Source organism: Bartonella sp. HY038, assembly GCF_014117425.1.
Lineage (GTDB): Bacteria > Pseudomonadota > Alphaproteobacteria > Rhizobiales > Rhizobiaceae > HY038.
This window is the reverse complement of record NZ_CP059725.1, coordinates 2,135,442-2,154,278: the sequence shown is the minus strand read 5'-3', so window position 1 is coordinate 2,154,278 and position 18,837 is coordinate 2,135,442. Positions and strand designations below refer to the sequence as shown.

At 39.8% G+C, this 18,837-nt stretch carries 16 protein-coding genes; 6 read left to right on the top strand and 10 right to left on the bottom strand.

Translation table 11 applies throughout. The annotated features are described in order from the left end of the window. Window positions 1-66 precede the first annotated feature (66 nt). From H3299_RS09330 to H3299_RS09320, 3 genes are all read right to left on the bottom strand, one after another. Entirely contained in the window at window positions 67-687 is a 621-nt protein-coding gene (locus tag H3299_RS09330) for a DNA-3-methyladenine glycosylase I (RefSeq protein ID WP_182417406.1), read from the bottom strand. A gap of 21 nt (window positions 688-708) precedes the next feature. Further along, complete coding sequence (gene xseA / locus H3299_RS09325; RefSeq protein WP_182417405.1) at window positions 709-2,304, bottom strand: exodeoxyribonuclease VII large subunit; 1,596 nt, start codon at window positions 2,302-2,304, stop codon at window positions 709-711. An 85-nt stretch (window positions 2,305-2,389) separates the two neighbouring features. After that, window positions 2,390-3,763: a glutamate--cysteine ligase gene (locus tag H3299_RS09320; RefSeq protein ID WP_182417404.1), complete on the bottom strand. Its 1,374-nt coding sequence runs from the start codon at window positions 3,761-3,763 to the stop codon at window positions 2,390-2,392. A gap of 492 nt (window positions 3,764-4,255) precedes the next feature. Here H3299_RS09320 and H3299_RS09315 point away from each other — a divergent pair, with 492 nt between their 5' ends. Further along, complete coding sequence (locus tag H3299_RS09315) at window positions 4,256-5,731, top strand: catalase (protein WP_182417403.1); 1,476 nt, start codon at window positions 4,256-4,258, stop codon at window positions 5,729-5,731. 180 nt (window positions 5,732-5,911) lie between these two features. Here H3299_RS09315 and H3299_RS09310 read toward each other — a convergent pair whose 3' ends face one another. Continuing rightward, on the bottom strand, window positions 5,912-6,697 hold the full coding sequence (locus H3299_RS09310) for a hypothetical protein (protein WP_182417402.1): 786 nt from the start codon (window positions 6,695-6,697) through the stop codon (window positions 5,912-5,914). Between the two features lie 327 nt (window positions 6,698-7,024). Beyond that, complete coding sequence (locus H3299_RS09305; RefSeq protein WP_182417401.1) at window positions 7,025-9,481, bottom strand: hypothetical protein; 2,457 nt, start codon at window positions 9,479-9,481, stop codon at window positions 7,025-7,027. An 87-nt stretch (window positions 9,482-9,568) separates the two neighbouring features. Between H3299_RS09305 and H3299_RS09300 the strand changes: the two genes are divergently transcribed. The 4 genes from H3299_RS09300 (at window position 9,569) to H3299_RS15685 (ending at window position 12,158) form a co-directional block, all read left to right on the top strand. After that, window positions 9,569-10,297, top strand: coding sequence for an NAD-dependent deacylase (locus H3299_RS09300; RefSeq protein ID WP_182417400.1), 729 nt, complete (start codon window positions 9,569-9,571; stop codon window positions 10,295-10,297). 70 nt (window positions 10,298-10,367) lie between these two features. Beyond that, window positions 10,368-11,057, top strand: coding sequence for a hypothetical protein (locus H3299_RS09295; protein WP_182417399.1), 690 nt, complete (start codon window positions 10,368-10,370; stop codon window positions 11,055-11,057). 101 nt (window positions 11,058-11,158) lie between these two features. Continuing rightward, window positions 11,159-11,908 carry a cation transporter gene (locus H3299_RS09290; RefSeq protein ID WP_246708057.1) on the top strand — a complete coding sequence of 250 codons (750 nt, stop codon included), beginning with the start codon at window positions 11,159-11,161 and terminating at the stop codon, window positions 11,906-11,908. Beyond that, window positions 11,856-12,158 (top strand): hypothetical protein, encoded by a 303-nt coding sequence (locus H3299_RS15685; protein ID WP_246708056.1) that lies wholly within the window; start codon window positions 11,856-11,858, stop codon window positions 12,156-12,158. The genes H3299_RS09290 and H3299_RS15685 overlap by 53 nt, the downstream gene beginning before the upstream one ends. A gap of 71 nt (window positions 12,159-12,229) precedes the next feature. Here H3299_RS15685 and H3299_RS09285 read toward each other — a convergent pair whose 3' ends face one another. The 5 genes from H3299_RS09285 to H3299_RS09265 all read right to left on the bottom strand — a co-directional run bounded on the left by H3299_RS09285 (window position 12,230) and on the right by H3299_RS09265 (window position 16,657). Next, window positions 12,230-12,796 (bottom strand): GNAT family N-acetyltransferase, encoded by a 567-nt coding sequence (locus H3299_RS09285; protein WP_182417398.1) that lies wholly within the window; start codon window positions 12,794-12,796, stop codon window positions 12,230-12,232. 173 nt (window positions 12,797-12,969) lie between these two features. Further along, window positions 12,970-13,503 carry a DUF934 domain-containing protein gene (locus tag H3299_RS09280; RefSeq protein ID WP_182417397.1) on the bottom strand — a complete coding sequence of 178 codons (534 nt, stop codon included), beginning with the start codon at window positions 13,501-13,503 and terminating at the stop codon, window positions 12,970-12,972. 1 nt (window position 13,504) lies between these two features. Then, the gene (locus tag H3299_RS09275) at window positions 13,505-15,175 is read right to left on the bottom strand and encodes a nitrite/sulfite reductase (protein ID WP_182417396.1); all 1,671 of its coding nucleotides are present in this window, start codon (window positions 15,173-15,175) and stop codon (window positions 13,505-13,507) included. Window positions 15,176-15,253: 78 nt separating this feature from the next. Beyond that, window positions 15,254-15,547, bottom strand: a complete 294-nt coding sequence (locus tag H3299_RS09270) for a DUF2849 domain-containing protein (protein WP_182417395.1) — start codon at window positions 15,545-15,547, stop codon at window positions 15,254-15,256. Window positions 15,548-15,589: 42 nt separating this feature from the next. Next, on the bottom strand, window positions 15,590-16,657 hold the full coding sequence (locus H3299_RS09265) for an NAD(P)-dependent oxidoreductase (RefSeq protein WP_182417394.1): 1,068 nt from the start codon (window positions 16,655-16,657) through the stop codon (window positions 15,590-15,592). Between the two features lie 396 nt (window positions 16,658-17,053). Between H3299_RS09265 and H3299_RS09260 the strand changes: the two genes are divergently transcribed. Further along, a complete protein-coding gene (locus tag H3299_RS09260) occupies window positions 17,054-18,697 on the top strand; it encodes a hypothetical protein (protein WP_182417393.1) in 1,644 nt (547 codons plus the stop codon). Window positions 18,698-18,837: the final 140 nt, after the last annotated feature.

Genomic DNA, 18,837 nt, shown 5'->3' with positions numbered 1-18,837 from the left:
TTTAGTTGATAAAATTTGCTTAAAATTTATGCTGTTAAAAAGTTGATGCATTAAAAATAGGCAAATTTATTGACTTTGCATCTTAGCTAATAGTGGTCGGCAAAAACATCCTTCGATATGGTCATTAATCAAGCCCATAGCTTGCATAAATGCATAAATTGTGGTGGGGCCAACAAAGGAAAATCCGCGTTTTTTTAAGTCCTTTGATAGGCGTTTTGATGCTTCGCTGACGGGATTAGCTTTTAATGTTGCAAGATCATATGTGGCAAATAACTCAGATTTTGGCGGTTTGAATGACCAAAAATAGCTATCAAGAGAACCTTTTTCTTCCACTATTTTCAAGGCGCATTTGGCATTATTGATAACCGAATTGATCTTGCCGCGATGGCGCACAATACCGCTATCGCTTAACAGCGCTTCAACCTTTTTGTCATCATAATTTGCAATAATGTTAAAGTCGAAACCATCAAAAGCGCGGCGAAAGTTTTCGCGCTTTTTTAAAATTGTGTACCATGATAGTCCAGCTTGGAAGCCCTCTAGGCAAATCTTTTCAAATAAGCGAATATCGTCATGCATGGGATAGCCCCATTCATGATCATGATATGCAATATAATCTTCATTGCTGCCTGCCCAAAAACAACGCATTTTGCCGTCAATTCCTTGAACTAGACCATTATTATCGCTCATATTCATCCTCGACTTAAGCTTTTAGAAAAGTGAACCTTGTGTGTCATTATCTGCTTTGGTTATTTTTGTAGATTTATCCGCTTTGGTGGCTTTTGGTTTTTTTGCTGGCTGGATTGTTTCTGCTTGTGAAGGCGAGCTATTTTGCAGCGTTGCATTTTTAAAATGGCTGTCGCATGTGGAGCCACCAATGGTTGCTTGCCTTTCATCATCAGCAAAGCGCAAGGTTACAGTTTGATTGGCATGCGTGTCAGTTGCCCTTTTTATAGGGATTTTATGTTCATCAACAACCAACACAAAGCCACGTTGTAAAATGCTGGTGTAAGATAGGTTCAACATTAAGCGGTTAAGTTCAGCGAGCCTTTGTTTTTTCCGCTCAATAATTCGTTTAAATGCATTAGTCATTTGCTTTTGATAACGTTCAAGCCGCTCAATACCCATTTTGCTTTGGCGGTGTAAAATATCAGAGTTTAGGCGCTTGCTAATAAGTGCAAGCTCTCGTTTCTTATTATCGATGAGCCGCGATATAGTATTGGCTGAAAACCGTTTTTTACTCGTCTCAAAGCGATATTGCTTTTGCGCAAGATTATTCATCAAGGCGCGGTTAAGGCGCTGTGCTGCTTCATCAAAACGCCGGCGTGGCAACGCAAATAATTGGTCAACCGATGGTAGTGCGCGGGTAAGCCCCGTTAATTTTTGGCGGCGATAATCAAAATTACGCCGCATAATGCTTTCAAGACGTGCATTAAGAGTGGCAATATGCGCTTCAAGATCGCTTTTTACCGGTACTGCAAATTCTGCGGCTCCCGTAGGGGTTGGTGCTCGCATATCAGCCACATAATCAATCAAAGTCCAATCGGTTTCATGGCCAACGGCGGAAATAAGCGGAATGGTAGATTGAGCGGCGGCCATTACCACAGCTTCATCATTAAACCCCCAAAGGTCTTCCAAACTGCCACCGCCACGTGCAACAATTAATACATCAGGTCGAGGAATTGTGCCGCTAGTATCAAGCCGATTAAAGCCATTAATGCCGTTGGCAACTTCTTGCCCACTGGTTTCTCCTTGCACGCGCACCGGCCAAACTAGCAAATGCACGGGAAAGCGGTCGGATATGCGGTGGATAATATCGCGGATTACTGAGCCGGTTGGTGAGGTGATTACTCCGATAACCATTGGCATGAAGGGGAGGGGGCGTTTGCGATCATCGCTAAATAGGCCTTGTGCTGCAAAGCGCCTTTTGCGTTCTTCCAAAAGTGCCATTAAAGCACCGGCGCCAGCTGGCTCTAAATTATCAATCATTATTTGATATTTGGAAGAGCCAGGAAATGTTGTAAGCTTGCCTGTAACAATCACTTCCATGCCTTCTTCTGGCTGGAATTTTAGCTTGCTCATTACGCCGCGCCAAATCACCGCTTCAAGGCGGGCTTTGTCATCTTTAAGGGCGAAATAGGCGTGTCCTGATGAGTGAGGGCCGCGATAGCCAGATATTTCACCTCGCACCCGCACATTGCCGAAATTTTCTTCAACACTGCGCTTTAATGCGCCGGAAATTTCAGAAACAGTAAATTCAACCGCATTTGATTTTTTTGCTTCTGCAGCTTCAAAAAGATCGCTCATTGTTTATCGCCTGTCATGCAACAAAATATTATAGTGGCTGATGTTGGTTTACCATCAGCCATTGCTATTTTAAAAGAATGCTTATTTAATAAGCATATTCACTAAAGATTGGGTCTACTGAACCGCCCCAAATGCTATTATAATCATTTAGCATTTTTGTTGCATCGCTATGGCCACGGGTAATGATTTCATCAAGCGAGTTTAAGAAATGACTTTCATCATTGCCTCTATCATTTAACTGGGCACGATTTTTTAACCCTATCCGTGAAATAGCTAATGCCTCGCGAGCAAGATCTAACAAGCTTTTGTTACGAAATACTGTTTTTAAGCCTTGTGTTGGGACTGCATTGCGCATTGCCAATACTTCCTCAAAGTTCCAGTCACGGGTTAAATCTTCGGCGGCATCAAGGGCGGTGCTATCATAAAGCAGTCCAACCCAAAAAGCAGGTAAAGCGCAAATCCGCCGCCATGGACCACCATCTGCGCCGCGCATTTCTAAAAAGCGCTTTAAACGAACTTCAGGAAATAGGGTTGAAAGATGGTTAGCCCAATCACCCATATTGGGCGCATAGTCATCAACACGACCCTTGAAACCTCCATTCATGAATTGGCGGAAGGTTATATCGGTGGCTTGATGGTAGTGACCATCACGTAAAACGAAATACATCGGAATATCAAGAGCCCAATCGACATAATCGCCAAAGCTAAAATCTTTATTAAAAACGAAAGGCAGCACGCCCGAGCGCTGGTTGTCGGTGTCGCGCCAAATTTCTGACCGCCATGACAAAAAGCCATTGGGCTTGCCTTCAGTAAACGGTGATGTGGCAAAAATTGCAGTTGCAATAGATTGCAATTTCATGCCGATTTGCATTTTACGGCGCATATCAGCTTCTGATGAAAAGTCCAAATTCACTTGAATGGTTGATGTGCGATACATCATATCAAGGCCATGGCTGCCTACCTTTGGCATATAATCACTCATGATTTTATAGCGTGATTTTGGCATAACTGGCGTTTCACTTAAAGTCCATTTAGGGCTGCCACCAGCACCTAAAAAGCCAATGCCAAAAGGTTTAGCAATTTCATGTACTTGCGCCAAATGAGCATTGACTTCACGGCAGGTTTGATGCAGCGTTTCTACCGGCGCACCTGATAGCTCGAATTGGCCGCCCGGCTCCAAGGATATAGCACCGCGTCCAGTTGGTTCCACAAGGCCAATAATATTGCCCTCATCAATGATAGGTTCCCAGCCAAGCATGGCTTGCATACCTTCTAATAATGCGCGGATACCTTTATTACCAGCATAAGGGACAGGTCTATTGCCATCAATATAAAAGGCAAATTTTTCATGCTCGGTACCAATACGCCATTGGTCTGCACTTTTGCTGCCTTCTGCCAAATGCTCGATCAGATCTTGGCGTGAATGGATTTCGGTATTGTCTGTTGTATCGCGTGCCATGGTGCCGCTTCCCTGTCGAATCTAATTTTCTTGTCTTAAAACTCTTAAAGCATTTTGTACTGTCATGCTATTTTTTTTGTTTTTTCCCATGTGGAACCAAAACGAGGTTTTGATAACATGCTGTTTTTGCGAGAAAATAAAAATTGTAATAATTTTTTCTTATAGGAAATCTAAAAAAATATAATTTGATTTTATCGAAAATTCAATTTAATTATAGAAAAAATTATGATAGATTGGAAATAGTCTAAATTTAAAAAAGAATAGAATGTTTAATATCGTCAAAATAGAATGCAAAAATAATAGTGTGATTGTAGCTAATTTATATGTATGTAAGTTATAATTTTCTAATATTTTCTATTTTATTTGCCTTAAAACAATAAGTTAAATTGACGATAAATTGCTATTTACTAAAAATTTGACGATTAGAGACTATTTCCTTGCGCAATAACTGCCCTATCTACCCTGTTTAGAATAGTTTTAAAGGAGTGTAGAATGAGTGAACGTCCTAAATTAACCACCACCGCCGGCTCACCTGTACCAGATAACCAAAACTCGATTACCGCTGGTGCCCGTGGCCCTGTGCTCATTCAAGATTATCAATTACTTGAAAAATTAGCGCATCAAAATCGGGAACGTATTCCAGAACGAACAGTCCATGCTAAAGGTTGGGGTGCATTTGGTGAGCTAACGATTACAGGTGATATTTCGCGCTATACCAAAGCAAAGGCTTTACAGCCCGGCGCTAAAACACCAATGTTAGCGCGTTTTTCGACCGTTGCTGGCGAACTAGGCGCGGCTGATGCCGAGCGCGATGTACGCGGTTTTTCGCTAAAATTCTACACAGAAGAAGGCAATTGGGATCTCGTTGGTAATAATACGCCGGTTTTCTTTGTGCGTGATGCTTATAAATTCCCTGATTTTATTCACACACAAAAACGCCATCCACGCACGCATATGCGTTCCAATACCGCGATGTGGGACTTTTGGTCCTTATCGCCTGAATCCTTGCATCAGGTTACCATTTTGATGTCGGATCGTGGTTTGCCAGTTGCCCCCATGTATATGAATGGTTACGGCTCGCACACTTATTCCTTATGGAATGATCAAGGTGAGCGTTTTTGGGTGAAATTCCACTTTAAAACCATGCAAGGTCATCGTCACTATACTAATGATGAAGCCAAAATAGTTGTTGGCGAAAATCGTGAATCTTACCAAGAAGAGCTATTTGGCACGATTGAACGCGGCGAATTTCCCCGTTGGAAATTGCAAGTGCAAATTATGCCGGAAGAAGATGCTGAAAAAACATCTTATAACCCATTTGATTTGACGAAAGTCTGGCCGCATTCAGAATATCCGCCAATTGATCTTGGTATTATGGAATTAAACCGCAATGCTGACAATTATTTTGCCCAAATTGAGCAAGCGGCATTTTCGCCTTCAAATATCGTGCCGGGCATTAGTTTCTCACCCGACAAGATGTTGCAAGCGCGTATTTTTTCTTATGCCGATGCCCATCGCCATCGCTTAGGCGGCAATTATGAACATATTCCGGTTAATAAGCCAGTATGTCCCGTTCATCATTATCACCGTGATGGCCAAATGAACACGGTAGGCGGTATACAAAGCGGTAATCCTGATGCCTATTATGAGCCAAATTCTTTTAATGGCCCATTTGAGGATAAATCTGCCCTTGAGCCACCACTCAAAATTTCAGGTGATGCTGCACGCTATGATCATCGTGAAGGTAATAATGATTATGTGCAGGTGACGGCATTATTTAATATTTTTGATGAAGGTGAAAAGGCCCGCCTCTTTAATAATTACGCCGACGCGATGAAAGGTGTTCCTGATTATATCATTGAGCGCCAACTTGGACACTTGGCCAAGGTTCATACTGATTTTGAGCAAGGAGTGCGCTCGGCTTTGAAAGCAAAATATAATTACGGTGCTGCGCGCAGTGATATTTAAAGATAGTCGCATCCGTAATCAGTAATAAAAAACGGCTTCAATTCATTGAGGCCGTTTTTTTAACATTTCAATAGATAATACCCATGACAACATGGCAATTTAGAATATGCCTCTGTTTTATTCGATTAAATTAACTTAAATCTTAGCAGAACTGAAAAAAATTTTAACGTGGACTAACCATTAACTGTAGAAGTTAACAGAAAGAGCATATTCTTGGTCTTGGTTAAAGAAAAGTTCGCTATCATTACCGTCTGAAAAAAATGTTAAGGCATCAGCGCGACCTATTGGCATGCAACCGTCAAAGATATTGGCATATTGGCTATAAATCCAATCATTATAAAGTTTTGATTTTATTGGGTTCGCTTTTTCATTATTTAAAATTTTACTATCGCGAGTAAAATTTTTGGAGTTTATAAAATTCTCATATTGATTAAATTTGCCTGTGATTTTAAATATTTCGCGATTAATGGTAAATTCGTAAAATGTTTCAATGTAATAATTAAGGTCAAATTTTTCTGGAAAGTTTATATCCAATACTTCTTGTTTCATAAGCTCTATATAATCAGCTATTTTTAAATTCGTTTGCATTATTACATCGATATTTTTTGTAAAATAAGCTTCAAGCTGCTTGTATAGATCTTTTGCTATATCGTGACCTCTATATAGACGAAGATCACCTTGAAATGCATATAAATTATCAATAAGTTTGAAGCGGACATATCCGTTATTGTTTTCAATATTATTATATTGTTCATCAAGCCAAACGCCATTTGATGACACGAAATGTAATTTGGTATTTGGATAAGAGGGGATCGAAGATACTGTACAAAGCGGATAAAACAGCCCCTTTAAAGTATCATCGGCAAAAACCTTATCAAAGTCTGGATAAAAATCAAATTGCATCTCTATGGGAAATTTATACTGGTCAATTTCTTTGGTTAACCAATTGGGATAAATGTCGATCATCAATAATATCCTTTCAAAAGATAAAGGCTAAAACTTATAAAGATGAAGGAACGCAAAAATAGGTTGTATACCCCTTTGAGTTTTACAATGCAGTAGACTACAGCTGTTTTTTTACTTTCAAGATAAAAGTAAATTTTTGCGATAACTTTGTCGAAGAACCTTGAAAATATTAATATTTCTTGCGGCTCTTCTCCTTGTTCTTACAAAAATTTTCTTCTCCTATTTTTTCAAATTAATAGCTATTGCCCTAAAGCATAATGACAAATGACCTGCTTGACTATTGTGCGCCTTTTTGTTTCATATTATTGTCATTGTATAACTTAGAATTTATTTTAAAAATGACAAAAGCCGTTGCAAAAGTTTTTTAGGTTTACTGTCTTTTATAACCACTGCTAATTGAGCCCGGCTTTGCTGTGCTTCTTCAAAAATTTCTACTTGATCATGGTTACCAGCCCATTCCTCAATCTCACCCAAAAGTGCAAAAGCACGCTCTAGTGCAATAATACGTTCATTTCCTTCACAATGCTCGCTCCAACTGAGCAATGTTGCTACAAGATTTTGTAAGTGAACAATATATTCAACTTCTGAATCGGTCATTGTGCTAGCTGTAAGCGCTTCTTCAAAAGCTGCTACTGAACGGGCATAATCGGCATTAAGATCATCGCTATAATTGTTTTCAACCATATGTTTGAGGATTAACCCGTAATTGGATTGACTGGTAAGCCACTCTCCGGGCAATACATCTTTACGAATGCGTGATATGGCTTTCTTTATTGTTTGCGCTGCATAATGAATATAGGATTTTGCTTCTTCCCCTTCACTGCGGCGAGCTAAAGTATAGAACAAGTTTGCAATATTACTTTCAAGGCGCATCAACTCAATTTCACTTTCGCGCTTTTCTGCTGATTGCAAAGCAAGTCTAAATGCAAGCTCAGCCTCTTTTAACCGCTGTAAGCCACTTTCGCTTTGGTCATTTTCACCAATATTGGCAAGCGATAATGCTATGCAGTTTTGAAGTTTTGCTTTAAATTCTGGTGCGTCGTCACCATCAATTTTTTGTAATACTTGTCTAAAAATTTCTATCGCTTCTTCATATAAAGCAAAGCGTTTTACCGTATCGTCATTATTGGCGGCTGCATAAAATGCCATACCAAGATCAACAAGAACCGATAGCCATTGTTCATGATTATTAGCTTCAAGGGTTGATGAAATGCATTGACGTAAAATATCAATTGCTTGAAATCTAAAGCTTTGCCCATTTTTACCACCAATAAAGGTTGCTAAAGCAAGTAAATCCTTACCTAATGCCGCTTCAAGAACAAATGCACCAAAGCTATCACTTATGTCTTTGTGTGCTTCGATAACTTGCTTATAAATAGCGATGGTTTCTTCCAATATAGCAATAGCATTATCAGGATCATAACTATGGACATAGTGGGAAAGAGCAAGGGAAAGCTCTACTTTTAAGCGCCAAGTTGTGGGTGTACGGTCATTCTCAAGGCTTTTGAGTACATTGCGATAAATTTCAGCCGCTTCAACATGAGCATCGCTGCGCTTTTTGCCGTTTAAGTGATTACCAAAATTATAAAGAACTTTTGCAAGCTCAATCTGATTTGAAAGCCATTGATTATTTTGGTTTTGTGCTAAAGCTGGTGTATCGCTTTGTCGCAATATATCCGTGGCAAGCTGATAATAATTGTGGCATTCATCTTCATTGCCAATATTATGAAAAATTTGCGCAAGGTTTAGATATTCCTTACCAAGATTGCTTTGCATAACGGCAAGACCGTAGATATCATCACTTTGCTGAAATTGGCTAATCAGCTCTTTATAAAGCATTACTGCTTCTAATGTGCTAGAAACTGCTTGTTGATCATCCAATGTTTGCGCATAAGTTGAAACTGCAAGAGCAAGTTCGATGCGTAGCCGCAAAACAACTTGGGGGGCAATCTCACTTGAAGCGGTTTGTAGTGCTATACGCATGGCATCAACTGCCGCACTTGCTGCATTGCGGCGTTGTTCATTTTCATTGAGCAGCGCAATGCGGAAAAAAGCCCGACCAAATTCAAAATGACCAAAAAACCATTCTAATGGGTGGCTTGAAGGTGTATAATAATTCAAAACAGTTTTAAGCATCTCAACCGAATGCAATAAGGCCTTTAATGGGTCTTCGATATTTAAGGTTGAAATTTCTCGCCATGCAATTGCTTCGCCCAATACTGCATCGGCCCAGTTTTCAAACTTTTCCTTTGCTTGGAAAATTTGCGCTGCCTGTTTAAAAACACCGATTGCCAATTTTGAGAACTCATGCTTATTATCCCCAAGCGAGAGGTCAGCACAGATACGGTATAGTTTACCAAGTTCTACGAGTACCAATGCTTTATCAAACAGGTCGCTTTCAAGCGAGCGCTCGTCAATTAGCTCAAGTAAAAGCTTTTTGGCGCGCTCTAGCATTAAACGGCTATTATCGCCACCTTCGCGCTGCGCATAAGCGCCGATGGTACGGGCAAGAACTAAAACGGCTTCTTGATATTCACTCCTAAATTCAGCATTTTCCGCATAAAATTTAAGCGAAGGCTCAAAAGTTTCTATGGCTTTTTTGTAATTGCTAAATGCCAAGCGATCATCTTCACTGGCAGCTAATGCTGCTAAAGCCGAGCCAAGTTCAAAATTGGCTGCCGCCCATTGTTTTGTTTTTTGTGCACGATTATGCAATGCCAAAAGATTATCAGCTTCTTCAACTCGTTCTTGCAATTTGCTTTGCGCTTCTGCATCTATTGCCAATAATCATACTCCTGTCAAATTTAATGCGTTATATGTTTATCTGCATTAAATCATCATTTCAATTGCTTAAAAAAGTGACTTATAGATATGTATCGCTCGTCCAAAATACAAAGTGCACCTGCTATTTTAATTTTAACTGGTGCTGGAGTCTCGGCCGAGTCGGGAATACCTACTTTCCGCGATAGTGGCGGTACATGGAATAACTATTCCGTTGAAAAGGTGGCAACACCGCAAGGTTTTGCCGATGATCCACAACTTGTTTATGATTTTTACAATAAAAGACGACAGGATGCGCAACTTGCCAAGCCAAATGCTGCTCATTTTGCGCTTGCTGATTTGGAAGAAAAGTGGCCTGGCGAATTTTTATTGGTTACGCAAAATGTTGATTCACTGCATGAGGCAGCTGGATCCAAAAAAATACTGCACATGCATGGGCAGTTAAATTCTGCTCTTTGTACCGCCTGTCACAGTCAAAATCCGTGGCAAGGTGATATGGACGAACAAAGCCAATGCCCAAGCTGCGGCACTATTGGAAGTTTGCGTCCTGACATTGTTTGGTTTGGTGAAATGCCTTACCACATGGAAAAAATAGAACAGGCCTTAAGCCAATGCGATATATTTGCCGCAATTGGAACATCGGGGCAGGTTTATCCTGCTGCTGGCTTTGTTTGTATGGCATTAGAAAATGGGGCAAAAACCTATGAGATAAATCTAGATTGTGGTAATGATATATCGAGTTTTTTTGACCATTGCCTTGCAGGTAAGGCAAGTGTGACCGTGCCTGATTTTGTTGAAAAAATGCTATCGCGTCTTTAACCAAATGGTATTTTGTCGCGTTTTTTCCATTTTGCTTTAGTTAAAAATAAGGGCAATAAAGGGATAATTTATGGTTCAGCGTATTATATGGGTGCTTTTAATCACCATGTCCTACTGGCTTTTAAAAGGTTATCTTTATAGCGAGGGGTTGTTTGGCTTTAGTTTCGGTTTTTTAGTATTTTTTATAATTACCAACTATGCTTTCATGCTTTTACTTTACGGCAATCTTGGTGATATTCTTGATAAATATTTGCCGGAAATTAGTATTGCTAAAACAACAAAATTTTTAATTTTTATCCCGTTATTTTTATCGATTTCATTAGCCTTTATTTTGAATTATATTGGCCTAATCGGCGGTTATAGCTTGGCTTTTTGCGAAATAGCTTGGGTATTTGCCATTGTCATCGCATTCGATTTACTGGTAGCAAAACGCTATCCACCTGTTGTTAATGTTACAATTTCGCGTAAGTCTTTTGAATATTTTTTTTATGAAAGCTATTGGGATCTTATTAGCAAGGATGAGCTGCATGTTGTGCCATTGGAAGAATATTTTGACCAAGATCAACTCGTCTCTTTTATGGAAAATTATTTTACAATAGGTGGTATTGCAAAAGCCGATGTAGCGGCCAGAATTGCCTCTTTTCCTTGGCAAGACTATTTTCATAAAAAATCCAAGAAAAACTCGCTTTATTATCGTGATATTGAACGCTATTTTGTTGAATATTTTTTTGTGCAGTCGGTGCAAAATTTGGAGGTTTAATCATCTGCTTTCGTCGTCGTTTTGGCTATGGCTTCACAGTTTTGTAAAAATGCGCTAGTATTGTTAACTTATTTATTATCAATCCTAGGTGAAAAGTTAAAATGTCAACTAACGAGCCATTTGTGCCGCAAAACGATAATATCGACCTTTTAGAGCAATCCTCCATAAATCAACTAGCTGAGCAAAAGCTTCTTAAGCTTTCAGTTTTTGTGACTTTGGCCGTTGCGCTTTTTGGCGTTATTATGGGAATTATTACCAATTCCTCATCTATTATTTTTGATGGCGTCTATTCAAGTGTTGATTGTTTTTTTAGCCTAGCTGCTTTGCTTGTGGTACGCTTAATCCATTTAGATAGTTTACGCCTTAGTAAGCGAAGTCACCAATTAGCAGAGCGTTTTCAATTTGGTTTTTGGCATTTAGAGCCAATGGTATTGGCGATCAACGGTATATCTTTGTCGATTGCGGTATTATATGGTTTGTTTGAAGCTATTAATTCCATTTGGAATGGTGGGCAGGTTCCATCTTTTGATTATGCAATTCTTTATGCGTTAATCGCGGTAATTGTTTGTTTTGGCCTTGCTTTTTATGAAGCGCAACGCAACAAAGAAATACAGTCAGAATTTATCGCAATGGATATTAAAGGTTGGATTATTTCTGGCTGCTTGAGCCTTGCAATCTTAATTGCTTTTTTGTTTGCTTTTGCGATTAACGAAACAAGCTATATCTGGCTTATTCCTTATATTGATCCTGTGATCCTTGCGCTTATTTGGTTTGGCAATGGCGCCAATGCCGTTGCGCGTGGTTCTCAAAGCTCTAAAGGAAGTTTTCTTAATTACCCCGCGCAGCCTTGATGCTCATATTACAAATAGTGTTGACGAAATTGTTTTACGCCATAACTTTGTTAGTGCCCAAACCTATGTTGCTAAGGTGGGTCGTTCAACGATGATTGAAATTCATATTATTGTGCCACAAGATTGGCGAATTGATACAATTGCCAAGCTTGATGCAATCCGTGAAGAAATTAGCGAGGCTATTGGCGATGCTGGTCCTGACCGCTGGTTAACTGTAAGTTTTACAGGTCTTGAAGATTGGGCAGTATAATTTTTGTCTATTATGCAGAAAATCCATATCGGTTTTCTGCATAGTTTATGGGTTATACTAATTGCTGTATTTTAAGAAGCGTTAAAGCTATCATGATAGTCAACGCGCCCAATGAGAGTATCAGCATTAAACGCTATTTGCATGAAATATTCTGGTGATATTCCCTCATATTTAAGATCCATGCATTGTTTAAAACCAAAGCGCTTATAATAATCAGGATCACCAACAACAACACATCCTTTGGCACCCAAATATTCTTTAAGGTGGTTAAGGCCTACGCCTATGAGGGCTGACCCAACGCCTAGCCGCTGTTTTGAGGGGGCTACTGAAACAGGGCCAAGTCCATACCATTTCAAAAATTCATTTTCAATGGTTACGGGCGAAAAGGCAATATGTCCTACTATTTCATCTTGCATTGATATTTCGTTACGAATTAATGCGACGAGGGAAAGGGAGAGTTGATTGGTTGCCCGTAATGCATCAATAATCGCGCCTTCGGTGCCGTTGCTATGTTGATTATTTTCAAATGCTTCTCGGGTTATTTGCCGAATAACCTCAATATCCGTTTTCACTTCTTGTCGTATTGATATGAGTGGTCCCCCTTCTTTTCTTGTTGCTATAAAGGGGAGGTTCGCCATTATTAAAAACCCTCAAAATCAGTAGTTATAGCTCGTTTATACGGCTGATATTTTATTCATCTATTTCATTCAATGCAAGTTTAATTTCTTTTAAACATCGAACGCCAAGCCCGTTAAAGTTAATTTTTAGGCGTTTTCGCTTTTTTGTGGTTTTAATGGTAGGTATAATCTTTTTAAATGTTGCGCCAAAGGCGGCGTGTTCCTGCTCCCAATGTTTGCGTTTCTAATCGCTCAACGCCGCTTGAGGGTTGGTAAAAACCTGGATATTCGATCAGTTCACCTTTTTCCAATCGCTCTTTTGTTAAAGCATGGGTGACTTCAAGGCTATCAAAGCCAGAGCGTAAGAGATTGGATACTTGGTCAATAAGCACATCGCCGACGGCTCTTATCTCGCCTTTAAAACCGCGATTTTTTAAGCGTGCTGCCTTGGAATGAGCGCGCCCATCTGTGTAGGCCGGCAAATCAAGAGCAATTACAGCAATATCTTCCAAAAATGGTGTTAGTGCATCAATATCATCGCTTGCCGCAACAAAGACACCCGTTCCTTTCAACGCATTTGCATCACCATTTTCTGCTCTAAATTGCAGCCAATAGGTAAAGGGCAAAATTGCGCGGTGGTTGCCGGCTTCGTCCAGCGTTTCAGCGCGTATAAAGGGATCTTCACGAAAGCCGGCACGATCCCATAATTTTACATTATCTTGCTCCATATCAAGCAGCCTTTTCAACTGGTGGATAAAGGGCTTGTTTAAACGGCTCCATGCCAAGACGGCGATAGGTGTCGATAAAACGCTCATCCTTATTTTCACGCAAATCAAGATAGGTATTAACCACCGTCTCAACAGCATCGACAATTCGGTCAGGCTCAAAGCCACGGCCCGTTATATCGCCAAGCGATGTATGGTTGCCATCGCAACCACCAAGGGTAAGTTGATAAAGTTCCTCGCCCTTTTTCTCAACGCCTAAAATGCCAATATGCCCAATATGGTGATGACCGCATGCATTGATGCAACCCGAAATATTTAGGCTTAATTCGCCAATATTTTGTTGGCGTGCATTATCACCAAGACGAGTGGAAATAGCTTGGGCAACCGGTATGGAACGGGCATTGGCAAGGGCGCAATAATCAAGCCCCGGGCAAGCAATCATATCGGTTACAAGGCCAATATTGGCATTGGCAAGATTGCGGCGGTGAAGTGCATCATATACGGCACGCAAATCTGCTAATGCGACATGGGGCAACACCAAGTTTTGCCGATATGTAACGCGCAGTTCTTTGTCAGAATAAAGCTCGGCAAGATCGGCAACCAATTCCATATCTTCGGCAGTGGCATCGCCCGGTATACCGCCAATGGGCTTTAAGGAAATGCTAACAATGGCATAATCTTCATTCTTATGGGCGGTGACATTATTTTTTACCCAAATATCAAAAGCATTATCCAATTGGCGTAATTTTTTAAGAAGATCATGTCCCTCAGGACGTGGCGCAAGGTCTGGTGCGGCAAAATAGCTGTTAATCGCGTCAATATCGCTTTGCGGCAACTTCAATTCACTATTTTTAATTTGCGCAAATTCTGCTTCCACTTCCGTGGCATATTGTTCAACGCCCATTTCATGGACAAGGATTTTTATGCGGGCTTTATATTTATTATCGCGTCGCCCATGTAAATTATAAACACGAATTGCCGCTGTCGCATAGGTTAGCAAATCTTCTTCAGGTACAAAATCCTTAATAAGTTTGGCTACCATCGGCGTGCGGCCTTGGCCGCCACCCACATAAAAGGCAAAACCAAGTTGCCCCTTGTCATTGCGTTTAAGCCAAAGGCCAATATCATGAACTTGAATAGCCGCGCGGTCAGTTTGTGCACCAACAACAGCAAATTTAAATTTACGCGGCAAATAGCTAAATTCTGGGTGCAAGGATGACCATTGCCGCAAAATTTCTGCATAAGGGCGGGGATCGGCAACTTCATCACCTGCAGCACCAGCAAAGTGATCTGATGTCACATTTCTAATGCAGTTGCCTGATGTTTGAATAGCATGCATTTCAACTTCTGCCAATTCCGCAAGAATAAGTGGAATATCTGATAATTTTGGCCAGTTGAATTGGATATTCTGCCTTGTGGTAAAATGGCCATAGCCTTTGTCATAGCGGCGGGCAATTGATGCTAATTTGCGCAATTGGCGAGGTGATAATGTGCCATAGGGAATAGCAACGCGCAGCATATAGGCATGCAATTGCAGGTAAACACCATTCATCAACCGCAAAGGTCTAAATTGCTCTTCGGTGATTTCGCCGTTTAAGCGGCGTTGCACCTGATCTGAAAATTCGCTAACACGAGTTTTGACAAAAGCGCGGTCAAATTCATCATAACGATACATGGATTTATCCTCTTGGCAATTTAGGATTGGATATTTAAATTGCGGTAAAACTTGAAGTTTAAGGCAGAATTGAAAAGCTTATGGATTGAGCGGTGCTGCGCCATAAGCAATAGTTGGACCATTTTGCCGAATACGCTCACGCAGCCGGATTGGGCGCAGGTGGGCATCCTTTTCATCGACATCGATCAAATTGGCATCAATAACGATGTTGGTGGCAAGCCCCAATTTTTGCGCATCTTCCAAAATGCTTGTCTCTTCGGGCGTAACTGCTAGCAAAGCATTATTAGCGTCCTCGCTCCATTGCCCATTCTTGCTGTACCAAACAACACGCCCATCACCTAATTTATTGGCGGTCAAAATTTTTGCTACCATTTTACTCCACCCTTTAAAACAATAATGCCTATATCGCGCTTGCTATGCAGCTTTTGGTGCATATTGGTTGCTAATATTTGCGTAATTATGTTGAAATGCCGTATCCGAAAGCGATGGTAAAACAGCAAAATCTTGCTGGTTAATTTCCAGTAAAGCTATATCCCTCAGCATTTGTGCTCTATCACCATAAAGGCGCACAATCTGCTTGCCGCTTTCAATTAAGTTGATAAGAAGCTTTGTGCACTCTAGATCGTCAAGGGTGTTTTTAGGGGCGACAAACCGCTGTGCATCACGCCGGCCTATGGTTAGCAGATCTTCATCAATGCTATGATCATAAACGATACCATCGGCCATTAATAATACGCGCTGGCTGTGCAGCGTAATCTGGTCAGCGTCAAGATTTTGTGCATTTAATAAATATAAACGCCCTTTATTTTCTTTGAAAGCGTGGATAAGATCAAATGCCTCGCGTTCGGCAGCTGCTGGATTATTACGTTCCAATTCCTCAACAATTTTTCCATTAAAAAAGCGAAACCAAAAATTACGCCGTGTCAAACCTTTGGCAATTGAATTATCAACAAGTGTCCTAAGTTTTGCTGCAATGGCCGCTACTTTGCCAATTTGTGGGTTTAATAAAGCCTCAATTTGGGCACGGATCATTTGTGCTAGTACGGGACTTGCACCTTCTGAACCAATCGCCACCGATATTGGCGCGCGATTAACAAGGGCAGGGGTGAAAAAATCGCACATATCTGGACGATCCACCACATTGACGGCAATTTTTAATTGATGTGCATAATCCGCAATAATCTTATCTTGCCCCACATCGCCATTAGCGGCAAAAATTAGCACAGCACCATAGAGATGCTCAAAGGTGAATTTCTCAGCAAGCCAAACGAAATTATTGTCTTCAAGGCTATATTCTTTGATAAAATCTAAAAGATCATCTTCGGGCGCATCAGCAATTAATACCAATGCAGCTGAAGTTTCACGTAGGAGGCGCAGTTTCGCATAGGCTTCAGCGCCATTGCCGATAATGACAATTTTTTGCCCTGCAACTTTAAAAAAGGCAGGGAAGGTTGCAAGTTTTTGCGCGTCAATGCTCATCATAAACCCCACAAATGTAACCGATTTCTTTGCTGATTAAGTTTTCTGAACTTATTTAATAAAAATCAGTATTTCGATATTTTCCTTAGTATCAGGCAATTTGTGCTTTTGGTTAAGGGATAAGCGGTTCGATTTTTTAGAATTATTCGCATTAATTTTGCATTAAAAGCACTTTTTTGAGAAATTATTTTTCGTACTAATTATAGCCGCCTTTAGTTTACATGTGGCGCTAAAAGTTATATTTATTTAATATATTTAATATAACTAATTTAAAATAAACTATATTAAATTAAATGTTGGGGTTTTTAAAAAATAAATTGAAATTTAAAAAATATTTAATATAAACGTCATTTGTATATTTTTATCTAATGTTAAATTTTATCTTTAAGGGGTGTTTGAATGGCAAGAGGCGTAAGTATAACAAAGCCGTCAATGGTGGTTAATTCTGGTGCGAATTATATATTTGGTACTAATAACGATGATTATGTAAATATTAAAGGTGAAGTTAAAGCGGGTTGGCGCTCACAGAATACAATTGAACTTGGTCACGGTAACGATACTGTCTGGATCGGTCAAAGTATGTGGGGATACGGCCAAAACACTATTAAGGGTGGTAATGGCAATAAGGTACTCAGCATCATGGGCGGGGTTGATTCCTGTGCTGGGGCATATAGTAAAAATGAAATCGTGTTTGACGGCGTAAGCACTGATAAACGTACTTTAAATTTGGGATATGTTCGATCAGCTGATTCAGGCTTGAACACCATAACAACAGGTGCGGGTACAGATTATTTGAATATTTGGGCAATGCATGCATTCAAATATGGTACAAATAGCATTTCTTTAGGCGATGGTGATAAATACCTAAATTTCCAAAACGACATTTTCGCCCGAGATTGGTATGGCGTTAATACAATCGATTTGGGTATTGGTAAGCATGACATTGTCATTGGCAGTAACTACATCGCTTATTATAGCACCACCAACAGACTAAGTACAGTATCAGGCGACACTAACATATGGATCAAAAATGCCATGTGGAGTGATTCTGAAAACAGTATTGAACTTGGTGAAGGTGTCCATAACATCCATATTGGTAATATGTGGTCACATTATAGTGGTTATAATTCTATCGTAACCGAAGGCACAACAACAATTAATATTGATCGTGACCTTGTTAGCTTCTCAAAAAACCTTATTCAAACTGGTGATGGCAACGACGTTATTAATATTAACTGGGGAATTAATGCCGATAAAGGCACCAACATGATTAATACTGGCGCTGGCAATGATACTGTTCGTGTTGGTTTTATGAATGCACAATATGCGGATAACATTATTGATCTCGGTGAAGGTGATGATCGCTTATCAATCAATGGTAACCTAACCTCAGGTCCCAATGCGAATAACTATATTTACGGTGGTGCCGGAAACGATTTTATCGAAATTTACGGTTACATTTTCCCAAATAGCCTCGTACTTGATGGTGGTGAAGGTTATGATACACTTTCCTTAAAAGCTGATTATAGTTGGGATTTTGCAGGGCGATATCAAAATTGGGTAAGTAATTTTGTATCAAGCCCAAGTTTTGGCTGGGCAAGTCTTGAAAATATTGATGTTAATATCAATAATAAATATAGTTTGAACCAGATTTCATGGCTTACAAACCTAATTAACAATCACAATGATCAAAATTCGGATTCTCACATCGATATGAGTCTTAATCTCGATAAATGGGGTAGTGTTTTTGAATTAAATAGCATTTTCACTTCAGCTGACGAAACTGCTATTAATAAAATCAATCTTACTGGCGGTAGCGCTAACCAGTTAAACATCCATTCATCATTGGATTTTAATGGCTATGATAATGATAAACTATTTATCAATGGTGATGCCAATGACACTGTTGCTTTTGATAATCTTTGGACAAAAGCTACAGATAAGTACACCGATGCCCAAACAGGTTTAGTTTATAACGAATTCCATAATTCGTATAGTGAAACCGTCTATGTGCAAGAGAATGTTCAGTTGTCATATGTATAATTGAATATCTTAAAATCGATTATCATTAATTAAAAGCCCGTAGAGTTTTATCCTTTACGGGCTTTTTATTTGTTTGATATCGGGTTGATCGTTTCCTTTAAAATCGTATATCATTAAGTAAATACAAAATTGCTTTTTAA